Source organism: Butyrivibrio sp. AE3006 (assembly GCF_000424165.1).
In the GTDB taxonomy this organism is placed as follows: domain Bacteria; phylum Bacillota; class Clostridia; order Lachnospirales; family Lachnospiraceae; genus Butyrivibrio.
The window spans coordinates 1-22,039 of record NZ_AUJJ01000034.1; the positions used below are offsets into that span (position 1 = coordinate 1).

Genomic DNA, 22,039 nt, shown 5'->3' on the forward strand with positions numbered 1-22,039 from the left:
GATAGCGTAAATCAAAATTCGGAAACAAAAGGGTGGAATACACCCGGAATCATTTAAGATCAGACTTTGTCTCCGTTATTATACAGCACTGAAGCCCCCGTTACCAGCCCCTAGCCGTTTGTTCCCTGCGGAACCTTGTGTTCCGCTTATATTCCTTGGTCTGCTTGTTGACTACTTTATCTGCCAGTAAATATCAGTCAACCCCAAAGCCGCTTTGCGGTGCGCCGTGCGCAGGGTTGACAGATATTTCCTGACAGATATTCTGTAGTCAAGCAGATCAAGGATATCTGTGCGCCTCAGCGCACTTTATTCAAGGGCAGAGGCGTCAGCCTCTGGCTTCCTTTTTAAGCAAGTTTCTGATCTATGATATCTTTAAGCCATTTCATGCTTGTTTTCTCTAAGCCCAACACATGGGTATTCAGTTTATCTGCATAATCCCATCCATTCTGACGTCTCTTTATGTCAGCTATAAGATCATCCTGTTCCTTTCTCTTTGCCTCAAGCGTCTGATGCCTTTCCTGATATCTGAGCAGATCTATGATCTTACCATCGTTTCTTGTATACGCTCTGAGCTTTGAGATGTTATCGCAGCCCAGCTCACTCCATCCCATGGGTCTGCTGCTGAGCCGGTCGCTTAAGACATGGCTTACCTGTCCCTCTGCACAGCACTTCCATGCTCCTCCTGATTCGGTAGATCGGATCTCGATTCCATCCCAGTTGTTCATGAAGTAATCCCGGCTTTCCTTTACCTCTTCGTATTTGTTGCTGCCTTTATCAGTTACCTCAAGTATTGCTCTGAACGCTTCTTTAAGCCCATTCTTGTCAGCTTCATTTATGCATTCCCACATGTATTCTTTCATTTCATCTTCGTTTCCCAGATGGCATACTGATTGGTTCAGGTACTTCATCATGTGGAACTTATCCAATACAAACCGTCCATTCAGAAGAACTTCAGCGCCTGTCCTGATCCATGATGCCCCATCTCCAGCAACATAGATTCTCTCGAGCACATCCAGATCATAGTTGGCGGATATGTAGTCCTGGACTTCCTGCCAGAACTTATAGTTGTTCTCTGATCCTTTATATACCCCACAGAAAGTATGCTTGCCTACAAGCCTGTATCGGTGGTTCTTTGAGTCTTCAGGCGCATCATCTACTACATCCTCAAACAGGACAATTATCTTATCGATTATGGTATTTATCTTATTGCCTGCACTGCTGATTTTCAGGTCACCCTTTTTATCCCAAAACTGCGCAGCAACGTGATCCTCATCTGCAACGATATGGAGATTCTTGAGTTTCTTTTTCTCGGGCAGTTCCTTTATGGGGAAATCAACTACCAGTCCATGAACGATATCCTTGACTGTCTCTTTACTTACCTGATCAGTCAGATTTACTTTCTTTCCAGCCTTGGCATAACTGCTTTCTACCGCTTCCTCGAGTATCTTGGCTGCTGCAGCCATGGTGACTTTCTGGTTGTCATCGAATCCCATGATCAGGTCTAAAAGGTAGATGTATTCTCCTCCTTGCTTTGGTACATAACCTCTTCTCTTGAAAGATATGGTACCCATAACATCAACAAGAGATCTGGGCATATCCTTCTGCTCGACATAATACTTGTTCTTTCTTACAAGGCTCTTGAATATCTCCTCATCAATCTGCTCATATATCTCACTGATAAGCCTGCATCCAAGCTTTAACACACGCTCATGAACATCGTTTGAAAGATCTGCTGCATCCTTCTCTCCATCAAGGAGACTTCTGACATTTTTCTCAATCTCCTTGATATCATTCTGAATAAACTGTAGTATACTGTTGTACATGGAAAGCACCGCCTTTTTAGATTTTTGTCGCAAACTCAATCTTAACATGAAGGCTGGTGCTTTTCCTTTTTTTATTTCTCCGAATCTATATTTACCCTAATGCCGGATACTAATACAGAAACATTCAATAAAATTCGTATTTAATCATAGCAAAAAGCTGCCAGAAAGGTCCGCGACGAGCTTTCAATCATGTATCCTGGCAGGCTTGCAGATTAATGATTTAAACCTCTATCTCATTTTGGGATAGAGGTTATTCTTGCAAATTTATAGATTAGTCCGTCTATAATCACCAAATGTATTTCTACATGTGCGACAATAATATCGAGGAGACTCTTCACCACGGATGCATCCTCCCAACACAATACGCTTTTCCTCAATCAGCTTTTCCATTCTTGGATCAACTGGTTCATCAATTGTTATCCACGCTGGTAGTCCGTATGATATTTCTGTTATTTCCTTCGAGCCACATTTTTCACAGACCACGCCGATACGCTTTGGAGTTATAACGTTTTTTGAAATTCTATTTTTTCTCTTACCCATAATATCCAAATAGACCTTCTTTTTGTCAAATACTGACTCTCAGTCGATAAACTTCAATTTATCGATTTCATATGCGAATAATCATACTACAATCAGTGATACAATCACAAACTTATATTGACTTATGCCTTCATAAATGTATAGTCAGAAAAAGGGAGTAACCAATCTGATTGCTCCCTCATAAATCTAATCGATTATCTATTCTAGTCCAGGACGGTTTAGAAAGCCCTGCTTCTTTCCAATCTTCTATCTCTATACTATATGGATTATCTTTATCTTTACTTGTAACATACATTGCTAAAATAGCAATAGTATCATCATCTACAACTATAGCAGGTCTTCTCTTTTCAACATCCTTATCCCCCATAAGGAAAGTGAATCCACCACACCTCACCAACGTTATACTTTCCCACTTTTCAAAACCTCTTGCTTATATATTTCATCCCACTCATCGTCTAGAATCCAATCATCATCTGGAGGAAGGTCTTCAATTCTAACAGCATTTTTGTGCAATAAATCTCTATTCTCCTTAAGATAATCCTTAAAGTCTTGAACAGATTTAATTTTAGCCATGTCATCCTCCTTTCTGAACGCCTTATAAAGAAAAGGTTCATCTAATTTATTGATATTCTATCACAGAACAAAAACAAGTTGAATATGTAAGTAGTGGACGCATACCTTAATAAAAGCTGCACTCTGCTAAATCCAGTGTATAAACCCTTATGTTTCAAACGATATTCCGACAAAATCTTCCTCATATATGCATTACTAATATGCATATTATGCCTTTAATTAATCCCATATAATGAAAAAATTACACATTTCCAGCAATGCAAAATAGATGAGCAGTTAAGTATTTTCCTTAATTTTTTAATAACTTACGTAAATAACATACAAAAAAGAATCCCGCATGATACTGCAATCCCGCATATTTACTGATATCTGTTTGGTGCGCAAACAGGGAATCGCGCCCGTGACCCTCACACTGCCAGTGTGATGCGCTCCCATCTGCGCTAATGCCCCAAATATCAGACATAAACCGCAACTTATAGGAACTGTTTTTGCAGAAATTTGGATGTTCTATCTTTGTGGATTCACTTACAATATCATAAAGAAAAGAATCCGTTTAAGGGGAATGATTATAGGAAAGCGTAGAAAATACAAGAAACTGAAGAAAAAGCTCGAAAAGCGCATGCTTAATATCTCACCACTTGAATGGCTTGGACTTTACAGAAGAGTCAGTGTGGCAGAATATGCCTATGTTTCTGGAAAAGTATCTTTCTTGGAAGCATCCCAGTTTCTAGCGGAAAGCGATGCATTCTGTAAAATCATAGCAGCCGTGGCACTTGATGAGGATAATATAAGGAAAATCCCCCGAATCCTTTTAAGGTTAAGCCTCGTTTCAACCATTCTTGCGAAGAGTAATCCGAAAGTAAGGAAAAAACTTAGATAAAAACTGTCTCTAATAAAACCTTTATTTGGTGGGGCTGCTTTGGGTTATAGGTTCTCTATCTCTTTGATCTCAGGGATTGAATAGTCGTGTGAATCTTATATTACGAGCATTTTGCCCATGTTCATTGTGAATCCCCATCTTCACTTCCCCAGATCTCTATTATGAAATCCTTTGCATCCAGCTCCTCTTCCTAACCAAAGATGTTAAGCTGCTTAGCAGTTTCAACCATGGCATTATATTCATTTTTCTCTGCTTCTGTCAGTTCTCTTGGCACAGATTAAATCTCCTGTTCATACAATTTTTGTAGATTGCTGATTTTTAGCTCAACCTCCGCATCTTGCGTAAGGTCAAATACCATACGATAGCAGTCCAGAGCCTGTGCATATTGACCGGCTGCTTCTGCCTCACCGCCTGCTTTATATAAAAGCGCAAGAGTTACGCCATTTGCCTCAGTAGGAATATCATGTCTTTTCAATATCTTCTGAAGTTCATCAGGGCTCTTTTCCTCTACTGCCCGGTTTAGGGCCTTTTCCAGGAACTGTATCTCTTCCTCAGCCTGATTAGTCTTTTCAAATAGCTGACTATACATGTAGCAGGCTGAAGACAATTCCGGATCATATTTCTCAAGGTAATACCATCCCAGGTTTCTGTAATAAGCCCCCATCTCAGCTCTTGTGCAGCAGAAATTATAGGAATCTCTTGTATATGAATACTCTCCTTCAATATCACCAAGCTGTTTGCAGCATGAGATTATTGAAAGAATTGATTCCATATCCACAGGATTTTCAAAGTGAGCCTTGATCCACTCCTGCATTGCAGCGTCTGTATTACCTTCTGACATTAACTGCCTTGCCTTTTCCTTATGAGCCCCGGCATAATCTGTCTCTGAAATCTCATACTCACTGCCACCGGATACATAATACTCATATAGGAATACTTCAGATATATGATTTAAGCTTACTTTCGCTATTTTCCCCTTGTCAGCCATACTATTTTCTCCCACCTGTCACCAGCTTTCAATCATTGATTCTCTATAAATGTATAAAATTCAAATTTTTTATAGCTTATTATAGCATTTGCGCATTATTGCTCAAACAGACAAAAAGAGCCGGAGCTGAATCCGACTCTAAAGATTATATGATATTTACGCATCCTTATATGCTGACAGCGCTTCCGTAAGCTGAAGGGTATAATTCTTTGTCAGCTTTGAAGCACCAAGTGGATATGAATCCGGAAGAACTTCTGAGCACACCTCCGGTTCCCAGTAAAAAATACCAAGCCCTTCATTATCCGGTACTCTCTTAAGCATCCTTATTGTGTCTCCTATGAGCTGTCTTGTTTCTTCAGCCTCATATTCCGGTCCGCCTATTTCTGCTATCATAACAGGTTTATGGAATCTTCCCCTGTACATATCAATACATCTTGTCCAGTTGCTTATACTTGAATCGACATTTTCTTCAGGATTCTCCTTATTTATCAGGTCACACCAGTATGGGTAATCCGAAAATCCAAGTATATCTGTCAGCCCACCATTATCAAAAAAGTTTTCCAAAAAAGGCATTACCCAGTCAGGATGCTGACCGCTTGCAAGGTGAAGAACAACTTTACAATCCGGAAATACCCTTTTTACAGCCAGATACCCGCTGTTTATGTATTCAACCAACTGTACAGGATGTTTTTCAAGATCCCCCATAGGATGCATCATCCCTGGATTTATCTCATTTCCGACCTGAACCCATTCAGGAGATATACCCATATCTTTCATGATGCTCAGAACATTTTCAGTATGCTCGCCAACCTTTTTACATAACTCCTCATGGGATAGTCCGGCCCATGCCTTGGGAATATACTGTTTTTTGGGATCTGCAAATTCATCACTATAATGAAAATCCAGCATAATGCGCATGCCGGCTCTTTTTGCCCTTAAAGCGGCCTCAGCCACCCTTGATGCATCGCAGTATCCAAGCATTACCATAGTCCCGTCTTTTTCCTCAACATAGCCTTCCCTTGGAGGATCGACAAATATCCTGAATCTCACTGAATCAGTACCTTTTTCCTTTACTGCCTCCAGACACGATACATTTTTACCTTTTTCATTAACCCATTTAAATCCCCTGTCCTCAAGCTGGGTCATCCATCCAAGATCAGCCCCATATGCAAATTTATTCTTCATCATCAGTAGTCCTTTATTCTTGTTATTTTAGAAAAGCCGCACATGGCGGCTTTTCCGTTTGTATTATTTATCTCGTTGCTTTCCATGCATCATACTGTGTGCTGAATTCATCAAGAACGTTCTGAAGGCCTGAATCATAGCAAGCTTTGATCATCTCATCTATTGTAGAATCCACATCATCTACAAGTCCAAGCTCCAGCATGGGTACATAGTCATTAAGCACAGCACTTACAGCCGCCTTGTAATCAGCCACATTTGAATCATCAAATACAAATGTTACTGTAGGATTATTAACTACCCTCTCCTCCCAGCTTTCTGTTACCTTTTCAGCCCTGGGATCACCACCTGCTTCTTTAAGATCCCCATTTTTGATAGCCCATGATGCAGAAATCGCATATGCAGCAAAATCTCCTGCCTTATCAGTTTCCGTATATTCGCCCGCATCATTTATCGTATAGTGCTCATCTTCTACTCCAAGAATCCAGAGATGGTTAAGATATGTATCACACTTCAGAATATCCAGTACCATTGCTGCTCTAGCAGGATCAGCACTTCCCGCAGCTATGGCCATGTCATTATTTGAATAACATTCACAGCCTACAAGATTGTTCTTTGTAAGGTCATAAGCAGCACCAACTACCCCCTCAGTCTGCTCTGCCTGTTCTATATACGTGAATACTGAGGTATTCCATGCGATTGATGCACCCTGAAGATTTCCAAAAGCATCGTCATCGGTAACAGTGTTTGTAAGGGCACTTCTGCTCCATGCTCCCGCATCTGCCAGTTCCTTCATGTCATTGGCATAGCTTTTGAAAAGATCTGTCTCATATACAAGCTTGATATCAGATGCTTCAGGCAGTGAGCCCTCTTTATAGTTATAGATAAGGTCAAAGTAATCACTGTCAAGAGCAAGGAATGTATCCTCCTGCTGTCTGTATACGTCCCAGAGTTCGTTGTTATCACCCGAAGCTGCAAGCGCATAAATTCCGCTTTCCGGTGTCTCTTTTTCAGCGATAGTCTTTGCATAATTCATGTAATCATCCCAGTTATCAAGTGAACTGATACCATATTTATCTGCAAGATCCTGTCTTATTGCGACTATCTTGCCCATAGGTGATGCCTGGTTTGAAGGAACCGCAATTGTCTGACCGGAAATTGTTGTCTCATCCCAACTCTCAGCTGCCTGGAATCTGCTTGTGAGAGGCATGTTTTTTGAAATAAAGTCGGTATCAAGCACGTAGAACGATCCTTTTGCAGCCTCCGTGTACATAAAACACCATGGTGCGGTGAAGATAAGATCTACCTGACCGCCAGTAAGAGTAAGCGGATACATCTGCTGATAATCTGACCAGCTGAGAAAACTTACTTCCACTTCTGTATTAAAGGGCTCAAGATATTCATTTGTCTTTGCAAGAACATCATCCCACGCAGCAGGCGTATCACCTATGAGCGTAATATTCACGGTCTTATGCTCAGACAGATCTACATCCCCATACATTTCAGGAGTAGCTTTTACGATCCCTTCTCCTATTTTTGCAGGAAGCTCATCAAGCGATACAGATGCTGACGTTGCAGTAGCTTCGTCCTCTATCTCTATATCTCCTGCGTTTTCCATACTCCCGCTTTCTGTTTCACTTGAAGCTGATCCACATCCTGCAAGCATTGATGCTGTCATAATCATGCTCAGAATTACTGACAATACCTTCTTTCTCATTATTATTTGTCCTCCTTTAACTCTTTAACCCCTTAAGGGTAATCCTAACTATTTTTCATTACACATATATCAAGGATTTCTTCCCTAAAATCTCATCATCCCTTGACCGCTCCTATCGTAAGTCCCTTGACAAAATATCTCTGGACAAAGGGATACAACAGCACTATCGGACCTGTCGCGATTATAGTCATTGCCATCTTCATTCCCTCAAGTGGTATGGATGGAAGCGCAATGCCTGACTTTTCAGCCACTATCCTCATCGCCTCTGCACTCCCCAGGATCCTCTGAAGGTAGTACTGCAAAGTGAACATATCCTCATTTGTTACAAACAGCATGCAGTTATACCAGTCATTCCAGTATGCAAGTGCTGCAAACAGCGAAAGCGTTGCTATAAGAGGCTTGCTCAGTGGAAGTATCAGCTTTGCAAATATGGTTATGTCGTTTGCACCATCGATTTTTGCAGACTCTGTTATCTCTGCGGGAATACCTGCCATGAAAGATTTTGCAATGATCATGTTCCATACAGAAAACATCAATGGAAGAATGAGTCCAATGATACTGTTTTTAAAATTCAGATAGCGTGTGCACATCAGATACCACGGAACCAGTCCACCATTAAAAAGCGTTGTGAAGAAAAAGAAAAATGAAAACTGGTTTCTCCAGGGGAAATCCTTCCTGCTCAGCACATATCCTGTCATTGTCGCCATAAGGACAGAAAGAAATGTTCCTATAGCTGTCACACTTATTGTCATCCCATAAGATTTAAGTATTGCTGTGGGGTTCTTAAGGCACAGCGCATAACTTTGAAGGCTTAGCTCCGAAAGCTTTGGAATCAATGGGTAGCCATCCCTTATCAGTGATGTCTCACTTGTGATTGATGCAACTATTATCAGGTAAAAAGGGATAACGCATATAAGAGCGAACAATCCGACTACTACTGAACCGACCACATTTACAGCCATCTGGTCACGGCTTACCTTCTTTTTCTTCTTTTCACCTGTTTTAGCAGGCATTCCTATATCTTCAATATCTGAGCCTTCCGTAAGGCTTATAACATCAGCAGACATTTGCCACCTCCTTAATAAAGTGCGTAATCAGGATTTGCTTTTTTAACCAGCCTGTTGCATACCATGATGGTTATGAAGCAAAGAACTGACTGATACAGACCAGCCGCCGCAGACACTCCCACATTCCCATTGTCGATCAGAAGTCTGAACACATATGTGTCTATAACATCCGTCATCGGCTGAAGGAGTGCACTGCTCTTAACGGTCTGGTAGAACAACCCGAAATCTCCGCGGAAGATGTTTCCTATACCAAGAAGTACAAGGATCATCATCGTTGGTAGGAGGGAGGGAATTGTAAGGTATCTTATCTTCTGCCATGCAGAAGCGCCATCGATCGAAGCGGCTTCAAACATTTCCTGATCCATACCGGTTATCGCCGCCAGATATACAACTGAACCATATCCGGTCTGTTTCCATAACTTTAAAAAGATAAGGACAAAAGGCCATGCCCCGGGTGTGTTATAAAGGTCAAAAGGTGTTCCGCCTAATGCTGTTACTACGTTATTGAATACTCCCCGCTCATAATTGAAAACATTGTAGATTATGGCTCCTGCGACAACCCAGCTAATAAAATATGGAAGGAACATCAGGGACTGCACTGTTTTCTTAAAAGCCTTGTGTATGATCTCGTTCAGAAGGATCGCACTTCCCATCTCAAAAACAACGCCAAAAGCTATAAATGCTATGTTGTATAGGAGCGTGTTCCTTGTTACCTGAAACAGCTTCCCTGAGATAAGTAGCGCCTTGAAATTGTTAAGACCATTCCAGGGTGAAAGATATATCCCGCCGTTATACTGATATTTCTTAAATGCCATTATTATTCCTGTCATTGGAATGTAACTGAAAACTATAACATATATGAGTGCTGGTAAAAGCATCACTAGCAGCATCCAGTGTCGTTTCAATTTTTTTATCATATCCATGCCTCTTTTCTGATACTTGAATCGTGTCTATGTCTGATATTTACTATGATTCATGCATCTGTCTTGATTAAGATTCTATAGTCTTAGAGAATCCAAAACAATGACACGAACCGACTTCCGTGTTAGAATTTGTATCATATATGGGAATGAATAGGAGCCTAGAAATATGTTAAAAGAGATATCAAAAGATTATATAACCAGCACTAATCCTAACGCTTCGTTCAATATAAATACCGGAAGTGATTCAAATTATTATCAGTTAAAACTACCGTATCAGATAACGTACGAGTTCTGTAGCGGGACCGGAGAAAATGACTATATGAACGCAATTACCTTCTCAGAGGATGCGTCATTCTATGCAAGAGATTCTTTTTATGGTCACGACAGGGCTTTTCACGACCATCCCCTGCATTTTCATGATTATTATGAGATTATGATTGTCCTAAGTGGGACCTTAACACAAAGAATCGAGGATATTGATTACAAATATCCAGCAGGGACATGCTGCCTTATAAACAGAGGAATAAGGCATGCAGAAAACTTTGATACTGAAGCCAGTATTCTGTTTGTTGGACTATCAACAAGCATGATAGGTGAGCTGTTTACAGTAGCAGAACATTCTTCGTTCCATTCAGAAAAAGAATTTATGAAGAGTGATCTATACAAATTCATCATATCTGATCTGGATAACCCTGACCGCAAGGCATATCTGGATATGATACCAGCATTTAATAGGTCGTCCGGCTTAGTGCAGCTAGGTGAATTGGCTACTGAAATGCTGAGTACAATGATGTTTCCTCACTTTGGATCCTCATATAAAATGAGGAGTCTTCTTAGTGAGCTTCTGTATTTCATATCCTCAAATGTTAATTATCACTGTACTGAGGTTGAAATGGGTATGGGAAACGACCAGCTTCTTTTCAGCCGTATAGACCATCTTATGGATGAGAAGAATGGCAGAATTAGCCGTGCAGAACTTGAAAAAGCACTAAACTACAGTGGCGATTATCTCAACAGAATCGTGAACAAATTTACAGGCATGTGCCTTTATGATTATGGTATGACATTTTGCCTAAAAAAAGCTGCAGAAGATCTGACAACAACCAAAGCATCCATCACATCTATTGCCCAGAACCTGCAGTTTTCCAACCGGACACATTTCTATTCTCTGTTTGAAAAGCAATTTCATATGACACCTAAAGAATACAGGACAAAAATGACAAAATAAAAATACTTTTGAGCTACCCATGACTCAAAAGCATTTTCACTGTTATTTCCTGTGTTAAACATTTTATTTGGATTGGAGTTCCACCTCTTTTTTCCTGTCTATCATGGCGCCGACCATCATACCAACAAACATGCCAAATCCTGTTCCAAGGCACATCCCTGTTGAAACTCTTCCAGTTGAAAGAAAACTAACGATAGAACCGACAATAACTCCTATTCCCATTCCCCAGCTCTGTCCAAGTACCATATATCTGTGCTTGGCCCTGCTTTTTTCAATCTCATCTTTGTTCTTTTCAGACATCTCCTTGACGTTTTTGGAAGTAGCTACGCCAAATAAAAGATAAACCGGCGCAAGTACTCCAATTAGTACGATGAATAACCAAAATTTAGGTGTCATTATTGTTCTCCTCCTGTAAATGTTCCTTACAAAGTAGATTATAGTCCAGTCTTTCATGGAAAACCATTTAAAAATTAGCAAAATAACGGCACTTATTTCACATTCAGAAGATATTTCCCCGAAAGGATATTCTTCTCACATGCACTCATGTGAAACCATTCACAGCATCCGCAGATTTCCCGCATCTTCTTTCATCCTGGCTGTCATATAAGTCATATTGAGAACAAATTTCTCATCATAACCTTTTCCGCTGTATCCCTGGGTGCACAGAAGATGGTGCGGCCGAAGCTTTATTATCTCTTTTTCTGATTCCATCTCATCATCCCCATGTCAGCCGGTTATTCTTCTGACCACTTCCTTAGTCTCCTCACTATAGTCATTAAGATCGTCCATTGTTATGACCTTATATCTTACAAGCGATACAAGATGGTCATAGAAATTCGACCTGCTTATGTCAGTTATGAGGACCCCTGGATTTCTCTTGTCTGCCTTTAAACGTGCTTCAAGCGCCCAGTATTTGTCCGATGCATTTCTGTCATCGCTCAATATTTCCTTATATTCTTCAACAAGTTTTTCCATATATCTTTCCTTACCTGATTATTATCCCTGCTGAAAGGTTCCTTCTATCAGCACAAACTTCAGCATTATCAGGCAGCTGTGTTTTATATTTCTTTATCCAGGATTCGCAGCATACCTTATCTTTTTCCATCTGTTCCTCGCTTGCATCTGTCCACGACTCATCACCGGTTATTTCGTTAATATTAGGATACAGGTCAATCTCCACTACAAACCCATCCCTAAGACAGATTGAGCAAAGGATCCTCTGTCCAAATGGACGTATCCAGCATTTAACCCATACATATCCATTTCCCATATCATCCGTATCCAGAATATCAGAATCTTCAAGGAGTCTAAGCACATCTCTCTTTCCCATTCCAATACGGATGCCCAATATATTATCTTCAGATATTCCTTGCTGCGTCATTTTCCTATCATCTTCCCTCTAAGCTTTTTAGGATCCTTTGCATATAGCTCTATATGACCACACTCCGGACACACATAGCATAAGAGCTCACTTTTGTATTCAGTTGCAAAGAGTCCCTTCTCCCTGTTTACAAGCATCACCGGAAGATAACCCGGATGAACACTGTCAATGCTTGTAGTAAACATCTCTACGTCACACATATTACATCTTATCATTAATTTAAGTCCCCTTTTCTGTTCATGGCGTACTAATACATCCGTCATATAGCTTTAAAAATATATTAACCAGAGGACCAGAAAAGATATATGACCGGAACAGCAAATAACAACTTTCTATTTGGAAAAAATCGGTAGTGAAATATGGCCCCTCTTTTCTTTAACTACTTGTTTCTTGGTTCTGAGTCGATATTACCTGATTTTGCGCACAAAAAAAGTGCAACTGCGGTAAGTTGCACTTTTCGTTAGGTGAAATACAAAATGGTACAGGCATTTACACACCTGTACCACTCATATTTTTATGACAAAAACTATTAGTCCATAAGGGCCATACGATCAGGATCGTTTGCGAAAACTTCCTTAGCGTTGTCCTTTGTAACAACTGTAGGATCAAGCTCGTAGATCGGAACTTCCTTCTTGCCGTTGTCTGTTGTTACATCTGTAGCGGGCATTCCCTTACCATCTCTAAGGTCGTTGATGATCTCGATTGACTTAGCAACAAGATCCTGTGTAGGCTTAGCAACTGTGCAGTACTGTTTGCCCTGCCATACCCATTCAACTGACTCATTCTCTGCATCAAGACCTGTAACTACAGGATTAGGCTGACCTGCATCCTCACAAGCTGTTACGATTGCTCTTGCGATACCATCGTTAGGAGAAAGAACACCGTCGATCTCTTTATCGGAGTAGTTACCTGCAAGAAGTGAATCCATACGCTTCTGAGCTTTAGCATTGTCCCAGTCCTCTGTAGCACACTGTGTGAACTCTGTCTGACCGGATACTACAACGATGTTACCTGCATCAATTTCAGGCTGAAGAACTGACATAGCACCTTTGAAGAAGTTAGGAGCATTAGGATCAGCAGGGCCGCCACCGAAAAGCTCGATATTGTAAGGGCCTTCGCCTTTTTCTTTCTTAAGACCGTCAAGGAGTGCCTGTCCCTGTAATTCACCGGTACGAACACTACCGAACTGAACTACGCCGTCAACTGCTTCTGTGTTCTCGATGAGGCGGTCATAACCGATTACATAAACACCGGCATCCTTAGCCTGCTCAAGTACGCTACCAAGCTGTGTTCCATCGATAGGACCTACAACGATAACCTTAGCGCCGTTCTCGATCATTGACTCGATCTGCTGTTGCTGCTGAGGAACCTTCTGGTCAGCTGCCTGAACTAAAGGCTTATATCCTGCTTTTTCAAGCTCTTCTTTGAACATTGTCTCAGCTTCTTTCCAGTTCTGAGTTCCAAGCCAGGGAAGTGAAACGCCGATGGTAGCACCTTCCTCAAAGCCCTCTGTAGCTGCAGGAGTTGCCTCTGCCTCTGAATCTGAAGCAGTCTCTTCTGTAGATTCTGTAGCTTCTGTTGTATCAGCTGCTTCCTCAGTTGACTCAGCTTCAGTAGCTGTTTCTGTTGTAGCTTCTGATTTCTTTTCATCAGATGAACTTGATGAGCCCTCGCGAGCTGAACTACATGCTGTAAGTGTAGTTGCTGTAAGAACTACAGACAGCATCATTGCCATAATCTTTTTCTTTTGCATAACTTTCCTCCTTGGTAAATATAACCTTTTTTCTATTTAAGGCCGGCAGGCAGCGCTACCTGCCGGATACGCCTTACAAATTTACAGATTCCTGTTTATCCTCAGTTCTTTGCTGCTTCCTTTGAAGGGAAGAGTCTTCCTATAATAGAAGCTTTTCCTACCTTCTTGTTGTAAACATCAAATGCTACGGCAATAAGAAGGACAAGGCCTTTTATAACCTGTGTCTTATCAGCACCTACGCCCATGAGCATAAGTCCGTTGTTAAGAACTGCCATAACCATACCACCGACCATGGTTGCAATGATGGTTCCAACACCACCTGAAACAGCTGCACCGCCGATGAATACTGATGCAATAGCGTCCATCTCCCACTGATTACCATCTGCAGGACCTGCAGCTGTAGATCTTCCTACGAAAAGAATTCCGGCAACTGCTGCAAGCATGGACATGTTCATCATTGTAAGGAAATATGTGCGGCTCACATTTACACCTGAAAGAGCTGCTGCACTCTTATTTCCACCTACTGCATAGATGTGGCGACCAAATCTGGTTTTCTGTGTAATAATGTGATAAACGATAACAAGAATAAGGAGAATCAGTCCCGGTATCGGGAAGGAAGTTCCCTCTCTTCCTGTTCCATAGAGCCAGGTAAAGTAAGCTATTATCAGAGAAATCAGAACTGTTCTTGCTACTACAACCCATAAAGGCTGCTTTGCACCGGCGATCTGTCCGGAATTTTTGTACTTTCTGACTTCAACGATTATAAGAGCGATAATACCGATTATTCCCAAAACAAGCGTTGAATTATTCATTCCCGTAGATTTGGGTCCCCACTCAGGCATGTAACCTGCTCCGAAAAATCTGAGTTCTTCAGGTGCAGGAACTGAGATGGACTGAGATATCCAGATAACTGCACCTCTGAACATCATCATACTTCCAAGTGTTGTGATGAATCCCGGAATACCGAGCTTTGCAAGGAAAAATCCGTTCCACGCACCAACAAGTGCTCCGATTGCAAGTGCAATGAGCACTGCCAGATACCAAGGAAGATTTAATTCACTTGCTGCCTTAGCCATTACCATTCCTGAGAAACCGGCAACACTACCAACTGACAGATCAATCTGACCTATTACGATAACCATCAGCATGCCAAGCGCCAGAATAAGGACGTAAGCATTACCTGATAAAAGATTCTGGAAATTGGAAGAAGTGAGCATTCTTCCATCAGATATAACATTGAATACAACAATCAGCACAGCCAGTGCCAGAACCATGGTGTACTGACGAAGGTCTTCCCCTAAAACCTGCTTAATATATTTCATGACTTTAAACCTCTTCCCTATTTGTTGTTAAGCGGATGTAACTGTCATTCGCTTCATTAGTGCTTCCTGATCAGCTTCCTCAGCTCTCAGTTCCCCTGTGATAGCTCCCTCAAAAATTGTATATATCCTGTCTGCTACCCCCAATAGCTCAGGAAGTTCTGAAGAAACCATTATGACTGCCTTCCCCTGATCGGCAAGTTCATGTATCAGCTTGTAAATCTCATATTTTGCACCTACGTCAATACCTCTTGTAGGCTCATCAAGTATCAGCACATCCGGCTCTGTAAACATCCATTTTGATAGAACTACCTTCTGCTGATTACCACCTGATAAAGTGCTTACTCCAACTCCTACGTCCTTGCATTTGATTCGAAGCGCCTTTCTGTACTCCTCAGATGCCTTAAGCTCTTTTGTCGAATCCAGAAGTCCGTTTGTCAGAATCTTGTCCATGTTAGCTGAAACTATGGTTTTTCTGATGCTGTCCAAAAGGTTAAGTCCCAGATTCTTACGATCCTCAGGCACATAAGCTATTCCATGCTTTATGGCCGCCTGAACGGTTTTCAGCTTAACTTTCTTTCCCTTTATTTTGATTGTTCCTGATTTATAGATTCCGTAGTTTTGCCCGAAAATTGAACGCATGAGCTCTGTTCTTCCTGCTCCCATGAGTCCCGCAAATCCTACGACTTCACCTGAGCGTACATAAAATGAAGAGTTTTTGCAGACCATCCTGCCCTTGACTGCAGGATCCTCAATATTCCAGTTTGATACTTCGAAAATAACCTCTCCCGGATTGGACTTGTGCTCCGGATATCTGTTTTCAATCGAACGACCTACCATCGCCCTGATGATCTTGTTCTCATCCACCTGTCCGGCTACCACTTCATAGCTTTCAACAGTCTGTCCGTCACGGATAACCGTAACCGCATCAGATATTGCCGCAATCTCATTAAGTTTGTGAGATATCATGATACAGGTAATGCCCTTCTCCTTAAGACCTCTCATGAGTTCAAGAAGATTGGCCGAATCATCCTCATTAAGTGCTGATGTAGGCTCATCAAGTATGAGAAGCTTAACATTTTTGGAAAGTGCCTTCGCTATCTCAACAAGCTGCTGCTGTCCTACACCCAGGTTCTTAATAAGCGTATCAGGACTGATATTCAGCCCTACCTTGTCAAGAAGCTCCACTGTCCTTCTTCGCTGCTCTGTCCAGTCGATAAGTCCGCCATTTGTCAGCTCATTTCCCATGAAAATATTCTCTGTGATTGACAATTCCGGAATCATCGTAAGTTCCTGATGAATAATTGCAATTCCTGTCTGCTCGGATTCCTTGATATTACGGAATTTCATCTCCCGCCCGTCAAAGATGATCTGACCACTATATGTCCCATAAGGATATACACCGGACAATACCTTCATCAACGTGGATTTACCGGCACCATTTTCACCACATATCGAGTGAATTGAGTCTCTTTTGACTTCGAGTGTTACATCTGAAAGTGCCTTAACCCCGGGAAACACCTTTGTAATTCCTCGCATTTCAAGAATTAAAGGATTTTCTTTCATTGCCGCCTTTAACCTCCCCTTATATCGCTAAAATATCAGGAATTCATATCCTGAATTATTTTGCCGTAAGATATTCACTGGGTTTTCCCAGTACTCTGTCAGTAGCAATCGCTGCTGCTCCATAAAGTGTAGGGTCAACACTTAATTCGGACATCATAATGTCGACCTGTGAAAACAGCTCAGGAATGGTTCTCTCCTCAACTATTCTTTTTATCTGCGGTAATAAAATATCACCCGCTTTCGAAATGACATCGCCTATTACTATGATGTCGGGATTATATGCATTTATTAAGGTAACGCAGCCATAGGCTATGTACTGGGCCATTTCCTTCATGATATCGAGTATGGCGCCATCGCCTTTTCTTGCAGCCTCGAATATCACATCGTAATCATCAATTCTCTTGTGCTTTTTATCAGTAAAAATTGATGGCAAAGCTTCCTTTGCTCTTGCAAGCATTACCCGTGTAGAGCAGTAAAGCTCAAGGCATCCGTAATTGCCACATTCACATCTGGGTCCGCGATAGTCTATACTAATATGTCCAACCTCACTTGCTGCGCCTTGTTTTCCAAATAAAAGCTTCTCATTCTCAACTATTCCGGAACCTACACCCTCTCCCATTAGGAAGTATGCAAGTGTATTCATGGGCTTTTTATGATTACCAAACCACCACTCTGCCATGGCTCCGGCGTTTGCATCCTGTTCTATGAAAAATGGCTTATCGAATTCATTCTCAAATTCCTTAAGGAAATTTACATCGTGCCACGACATCATGTGTGACACAACAGCTATGTGCCCTTCATTTTTAAGATAAGGCCCCGGAACCGCCATTCCTATTGCCACAACGTTCTCGTTTTTATCAAGATACTCACGGATCAGCTTCTTCATATCCTTAAGGACTATCTTCGGATCATCCGTAATGTCAAACTCGACTTCACTCTGTTTGTAGAACTTACCTGATATATCAAACAAACCAACTGTGTACATATATCTTGAAAACTTGACCCCAATCACACAGTTCTTCTCAGAATTAAGCTTAAGTCCGATCGCACGCCTGTTTCCGCTCCCCTTGATAATACCCGTCTCTAACACAATTCCACTCTCAATAAGAGATGCAACTATCTTGGTTATGGATGCCTGGGTGAGTCCCGTCATTTTCGCAAGCTCTGCCCTGGAACATATTTCGTTTTGTAATTCCTTTTGATGAATAATCTTCAATAACTGCGCTCTGTGAGCTTCATTCATATCGCTGTTATTGATTATCGGATTGTTATCCAATTCACTAACGCCCCCATTGATTTATTTCCGTTGTTAATGTATTAACTTAGTTAATATATTATGCACATTTATTGCTTGGGTCAATCAAAAATTGCTATTCATTGTATGTTTTGTATACTTGCACTAATCGAATATTAAAATTTTGTGAACTTATTACACAAAGAATTTTGGTTTTCATTCATTATGTTAACCAAATTACCGTGCAGATATTAATTCCAGACAGAACAGATATTAAGAATTTAAACTCAAAATCGAGTAGGCTCGATTTCGCACACGAACATTCCGCACTTAGTGCTCCATGTTCTTACGACCGGCAAATGAATTTGTATGCAAGCATCCATTCGCTTGCCGGTCTTGTGCAACAAAAAAGGTATGTACATTTTTAGTACATACCAAAATTAAAAAAATCCAGAACCGACTTCCTGAAACGAAAGTGGTTCTGGATTTAGGATTTTATCTATGAGAAGATGCCTTATCTTTTCATGCTATCTGAATATGCTTCTTTTCAGGAAGCTTAGGCTGTTCCTTTTTAGGAATCATCAGCGTGAGAACTCCGTGTTTGAAGGATGCCTTTACATCATCTTCTGTGACCTGCTCTCCAACATAGAAGCTACGCTGCATGGATCCTGAGTACCGCTCCTGCCTTATTAGTCTGCCCTTCTTATCACTCTTATCATTGTTCATGTCCTTCGAAGCGCTGATGGTAAGATATCCATCATTTAATTCAAGGCTTATATCCTCTTTGGCAAAACCAGGAAGGTCAATGCTTACTTCATACTGATTGTCCTCTTCCTTAACATCAGTCTTCATCAGCCTGTCGGCATGTCTTCCATAGAGCTTACGCTCCATGTTATTCAGTTCTCTGAAATCAGGGAAATTAAACAGATTGTCAAATAGATTTTCTTCATAAATACTTGGTGCTAACATAGTTTTTTCCTCCTTTGCATCAAAAACATTTATTTTTGAGCATTGGGACGGAGGGAGGGAGCCACCTCAGCAAAGCTGTTTCTCATGTGGCGACCGATATGCCGCCGACCATTGTGAGGGGGCGATTCCACTCTTTGGATCATTGGAATTCATAAGTCCTAACGGTCTTCTCTGTTCCTTTGTTCTATATATGGTATAACACCAAATTAGCACTCTGTCAAGCAGAGCGCTAATAATTTTTTAGTTGTTTAACCCCTCCAAAAACAAATATCATACTCCGTCTTATTCTTCTATGCAGTTGTGCTTTTTTCGATATTTCGAGGGCGACATATTATATATTTTCTCGAATAACCGTATAAAAGACTCCGGATTTTCATACCCTATGATACTGCTTATATCTGCTATGGTAGTATTTGTATTTACTAAAAGTGACTCAGCGTGTTGGAGCCTTATATTTCTCACAAAAGAAGAAAAACTCTCTCCTGTCTCTTCCTTGATAAGTCTGAAGCAATGCGCCAGCGAATAATTAAAATGCTCTGCCACTTCACTTAATGTGACTTTCTTATAATTATCGATTATAAAGCTCAATTGATGTAACCGGGCTAATAGAAAGTCAGAACAAAATAGAGATAACTGTGGCAAACGGATGGTTTAAGGGTATTCTCGGTTTCTATGGTCAGGGCTGTCATTATGGCAACATGACCGCACTCATTGCTCTGTTCATAAGAAAAGCTCTAAAGAATACAGTTAATTGCTCCTGCGATAGATTATGCTCAGTTCCGACCAGGGAAGCTTTATGTTCGGAAGCTCCAGCTTATTAACATCCTGAAGGTCGTATACAATTCCGTTGTCTTCCAGCTCCTTCAGAAATGCATTTACAAAGACAGGGCTCGAAAAAGTCTGTAGAAAGTCGAGGGTGAATCGTCCGTTTACAGCAGATATTTCAACTGTCAGACCATTTGCCGCAGAAGAAGTCCACACCCGGAAATCACGGATGTACTGCTCGGCTTCCTTGTAGTTTGCCTTACCCACATAGCTGACCGTCGCCGTAATAACTCTGTTCGCCAACGAATTGATATATCCCGCTGCCCCCTGTCGTTCCTGATCACTTTCTTTGGATAGGATCATACGCGTAATTCCTGCCTGCGAAGCCACTCCCATCAGCACATTCTCCTCCTGGCTCTGGACAAAAACCATCCCGCGGTATGCGGTACTCTGCCTCTCCAGGGACCAATCGCGCATTTTGTCCTTGTACTCCAGCATTATTCCACCAACCAGGCTCTGATGCGCCAGTGGCGTGTGAAGGGCGTTTCTCTGGTTCACACAAAGGGCGATGCGAACAGGATCTTTGGAATCAGGATACAGCTTTGCAATGGCTCGGCTTAGGAGCAGAGAAACCATTGTACCGGGACTGCCGTCATTGTCCAGATTGAATCTCATAAATTCGGATTCCGAGATGGAGATACTGTATACGGTGTGCCGGTGATCATACTCAAGGCCCGCAGAAGCGATGAGATTCAGAGCTTTGGGCATTTCATTGCGAGGAGGAATCGGAAGATCGGTCCTGTTTACCACAGGGTCTATCCACTCTTCTTCTGAGATCACATCTCCAACCAGACGAATGCCCTCGTCATTCAACTTGACCTGATACCGCTCAGAACAGTAATAATACAACAATGTCCGAAGCACTTCATACGCGCCTGTTCCGTCCGTCATGCCATGAAATACATCCAAAATGATCCAGTTATCCAGAAAACAAAACGCGATCATATGGAAATTGGAATCCTCTGAATTCAGATCCACCCCGTGAAGAGAGTTTGTAATAACCACCGGTCGATGGTTTTCCGCAAAAAAGTATTGCTCACCCTTTTTCAGCAATTCAACGCAGAAATAAGGATATCTTTCCATAGTGGAATCCACAGCATGACGAAGAACATCTGAATAGATCAGGTCACGCATACGAATCCTAATCCTGATCTCATTGGGGCTTTCTTTGCTTGTCGTATATAAAGGCCGTAATTCTGTAAACAGCTTCTGTTCCATTTCCTCCTCCACAAATTCCGATTGGGAATGGTTCATTCCCAAGGACGTTATAACTCATTATTATTTGTTGTTTCATCTGCTATATACAAGAGCCATCTTGTCACCCTTGATAATGATAGCTCTGGCTGATGGCCATCGGAAAACAAAATCCGTTTTTTTATAGTCTTTTAAATCTATTTCAAATAGTCTTTTCATACTCTTTTAGTGCTGTATATTCGCGTTTGTATAATCCATAAACAGCAACTTTCATGTTGGCATCTCCTTGTATAGCGGTAATCAATGGTCTTTCTCATTGTAACATCCAGCACATAAGTACATAAAGAAGCTTTTTTGAAGCCAACGCATCACACATAAAGTTTTTATTTCATTTTAATAGCCTGTTTACCTCTTCCAGTTTCTATAGCAATGGTTTCTAACTTCTTACCTCTGTAGCTGTCACCTTTTAAATCACTGATTATCTTTCTCAAATATGAAATACCAACTTTTTTTAAAAAATAACTCTCTTTTTACAAAAGTGTTCCTAAAATATTTATAACGCGCCTTTTTGCACAACATATATAAGAAAAGCTCTTACGTCAAATTTATATACCTATTTCTCCCGTAACTTCTCCGTTCGGTATATAAATTGAAAATGATAATTTGACTTATATACTTTTTCGATAAGCATTTCCTGTAACACTCACCCCTGGTAATTATAAAGCACAGAAAAAAGTATATAAAAGTGCATCATATTTCTATCCTTATATACCTGCCTCGCTCAGTCGCTTACAAAAAGATATATAATTTCTATGTATATTTCTATCTTATATACCTGTCTCCAAGTATTCGTTTTTACAACAACACAAATGTAAAA

23 protein-coding genes are annotated in these 22,039 nt (G+C 41.1%); 2 read left to right on the forward strand and 21 right to left on the reverse strand.

Features of this window, described 5'->3' with window-relative positions; all coding sequences use genetic code 11:
• Positions 1-344: 344 nt before the first annotated feature.
• The 4 genes from G603_RS0115170 to G603_RS22490 all read right to left on the reverse strand — a co-directional run bounded on the left by G603_RS0115170 (position 345) and on the right by G603_RS22490 (position 2,936).
• Complete coding sequence (locus G603_RS0115170; RefSeq protein WP_026669892.1) at positions 345-1,823, reverse strand: ISLre2 family transposase; 1,479 nt, start codon at positions 1,821-1,823, stop codon at positions 345-347.
• Between the two features lie 264 nt (positions 1,824-2,087).
• Positions 2,088-2,363, reverse strand: coding sequence for a hypothetical protein (locus tag G603_RS20660; RefSeq protein WP_155832695.1), 276 nt, complete (start codon positions 2,361-2,363; stop codon positions 2,088-2,090).
• 178 nt (positions 2,364-2,541) lie between these two features.
• Complete coding sequence (locus G603_RS20665) at positions 2,542-2,730, reverse strand: type II toxin-antitoxin system PemK/MazF family toxin (protein ID WP_155832696.1); 189 nt, start codon at positions 2,728-2,730, stop codon at positions 2,542-2,544.
• 32 nt (positions 2,731-2,762) lie between these two features.
• Complete coding sequence (locus G603_RS22490; RefSeq protein ID WP_155832697.1) at positions 2,763-2,936, reverse strand: hypothetical protein; 174 nt, start codon at positions 2,934-2,936, stop codon at positions 2,763-2,765.
• Between the two features lie 562 nt (positions 2,937-3,498).
• Between G603_RS22490 and G603_RS0115195 the strand changes: the two genes are divergently transcribed.
• Positions 3,499-3,816, forward strand: a complete 318-nt coding sequence (locus G603_RS0115195) for a hypothetical protein (protein ID WP_155832698.1) — start codon at positions 3,499-3,501, stop codon at positions 3,814-3,816.
• Between the two features lie 277 nt (positions 3,817-4,093).
• Here the strand turns inward: G603_RS0115195 and G603_RS0115205 are convergent, their stop codons facing one another.
• The 5 genes from G603_RS0115205 to G603_RS0115225 all read right to left on the reverse strand — a co-directional run bounded on the left by G603_RS0115205 (position 4,094) and on the right by G603_RS0115225 (position 9,687).
• Positions 4,094-4,804 carry a tetratricopeptide repeat protein gene (locus tag G603_RS0115205; protein WP_026670757.1) on the reverse strand — a complete coding sequence of 237 codons (711 nt, stop codon included), beginning with the start codon at positions 4,802-4,804 and terminating at the stop codon, positions 4,094-4,096.
• Positions 4,805-4,960: 156 nt separating this feature from the next.
• Positions 4,961-5,992, reverse strand: a complete 1,032-nt coding sequence (locus G603_RS20670; RefSeq protein ID WP_051207963.1) for a glycosyl hydrolase 53 family protein — start codon at positions 5,990-5,992, stop codon at positions 4,961-4,963.
• 64 nt (positions 5,993-6,056) lie between these two features.
• Positions 6,057-7,703, reverse strand: a complete 1,647-nt coding sequence (locus G603_RS0115215) for an ABC transporter substrate-binding protein (protein WP_026670758.1) — start codon at positions 7,701-7,703, stop codon at positions 6,057-6,059.
• A 95-nt stretch (positions 7,704-7,798) separates the two neighbouring features.
• Entirely contained in the window at positions 7,799-8,770 is a 972-nt protein-coding gene (locus G603_RS0115220; protein WP_330367665.1) for a carbohydrate ABC transporter permease, read from the reverse strand.
• Between the two features lie 11 nt (positions 8,771-8,781).
• Positions 8,782-9,687: an ABC transporter permease gene (locus tag G603_RS0115225; RefSeq protein ID WP_051207965.1), complete on the reverse strand. Its 906-nt coding sequence runs from the start codon at positions 9,685-9,687 to the stop codon at positions 8,782-8,784.
• A gap of 172 nt (positions 9,688-9,859) precedes the next feature.
• Here G603_RS0115225 and G603_RS0115230 point away from each other — a divergent pair, with 172 nt between their 5' ends.
• A complete protein-coding gene (locus G603_RS0115230) occupies positions 9,860-10,921 on the forward strand; it encodes an AraC family transcriptional regulator (protein WP_026670761.1) in 1,062 nt (353 codons plus the stop codon).
• Between the two features lie 63 nt (positions 10,922-10,984).
• Here the strand turns inward: G603_RS0115230 and G603_RS0115235 are convergent, their stop codons facing one another.
• From G603_RS0115235 to G603_RS0115285, 12 genes are all read right to left on the reverse strand, one after another.
• Positions 10,985-11,317: a glycine zipper domain-containing protein gene (locus tag G603_RS0115235; protein WP_026670762.1), complete on the reverse strand. Its 333-nt coding sequence runs from the start codon at positions 11,315-11,317 to the stop codon at positions 10,985-10,987.
• A gap of 159 nt (positions 11,318-11,476) precedes the next feature.
• Complete coding sequence (locus G603_RS22495) at positions 11,477-11,632, reverse strand: hypothetical protein (protein ID WP_155832699.1); 156 nt, start codon at positions 11,630-11,632, stop codon at positions 11,477-11,479.
• Between the two features lie 15 nt (positions 11,633-11,647).
• Complete coding sequence (locus tag G603_RS20675; protein ID WP_051207967.1) at positions 11,648-11,896, reverse strand: hypothetical protein; 249 nt, start codon at positions 11,894-11,896, stop codon at positions 11,648-11,650.
• A gap of 10 nt (positions 11,897-11,906) precedes the next feature.
• Positions 11,907-12,302, reverse strand: a complete 396-nt coding sequence (locus G603_RS0115250) for a hypothetical protein (RefSeq protein WP_026670763.1) — start codon at positions 12,300-12,302, stop codon at positions 11,907-11,909.
• Positions 12,299-12,517: a hypothetical protein gene (locus G603_RS0115255; protein ID WP_051207969.1), complete on the reverse strand. Its 219-nt coding sequence runs from the start codon at positions 12,515-12,517 to the stop codon at positions 12,299-12,301. Before G603_RS0115255 ends, G603_RS0115250 begins: the two co-directional genes overlap by 4 nt.
• Positions 12,518-12,831: 314 nt before the next feature.
• Entirely contained in the window at positions 12,832-14,055 is a 1,224-nt protein-coding gene (locus G603_RS20680) for a substrate-binding domain-containing protein (protein ID WP_026524007.1), read from the reverse strand.
• Positions 14,056-14,156: 101 nt separating this feature from the next.
• On the reverse strand, positions 14,157-15,377 hold the full coding sequence (locus G603_RS20685) for a sugar ABC transporter permease (protein ID WP_035793555.1): 1,221 nt from the start codon (positions 15,375-15,377) through the stop codon (positions 14,157-14,159).
• Between the two features lie 27 nt (positions 15,378-15,404).
• A complete protein-coding gene (locus tag G603_RS0115270; RefSeq protein WP_026670765.1) occupies positions 15,405-16,940 on the reverse strand; it encodes a sugar ABC transporter ATP-binding protein in 1,536 nt (511 codons plus the stop codon).
• 55 nt (positions 16,941-16,995) lie between these two features.
• Positions 16,996-18,216, reverse strand: coding sequence for an ROK family transcriptional regulator (locus tag G603_RS0115275; protein ID WP_026524005.1), 1,221 nt, complete (start codon positions 18,214-18,216; stop codon positions 16,996-16,998).
• A 480-nt stretch (positions 18,217-18,696) separates the two neighbouring features.
• Positions 18,697-19,143 carry an Hsp20/alpha crystallin family protein gene (locus tag G603_RS0115280; protein WP_026495578.1) on the reverse strand — a complete coding sequence of 149 codons (447 nt, stop codon included), beginning with the start codon at positions 19,141-19,143 and terminating at the stop codon, positions 18,697-18,699.
• Positions 19,144-19,425: 282 nt separating this feature from the next.
• Entirely contained in the window at positions 19,426-19,686 is a 261-nt protein-coding gene (locus tag G603_RS23330) for a helix-turn-helix transcriptional regulator (protein ID WP_442852364.1), read from the reverse strand.
• Between the two features lie 204 nt (positions 19,687-19,890).
• On the reverse strand, positions 19,891-21,186 hold the full coding sequence (locus G603_RS0115285) for a hypothetical protein (RefSeq protein WP_026670766.1): 1,296 nt from the start codon (positions 21,184-21,186) through the stop codon (positions 19,891-19,893).
• Between the last annotated feature and the right edge of the window lie 853 nt (positions 21,187-22,039).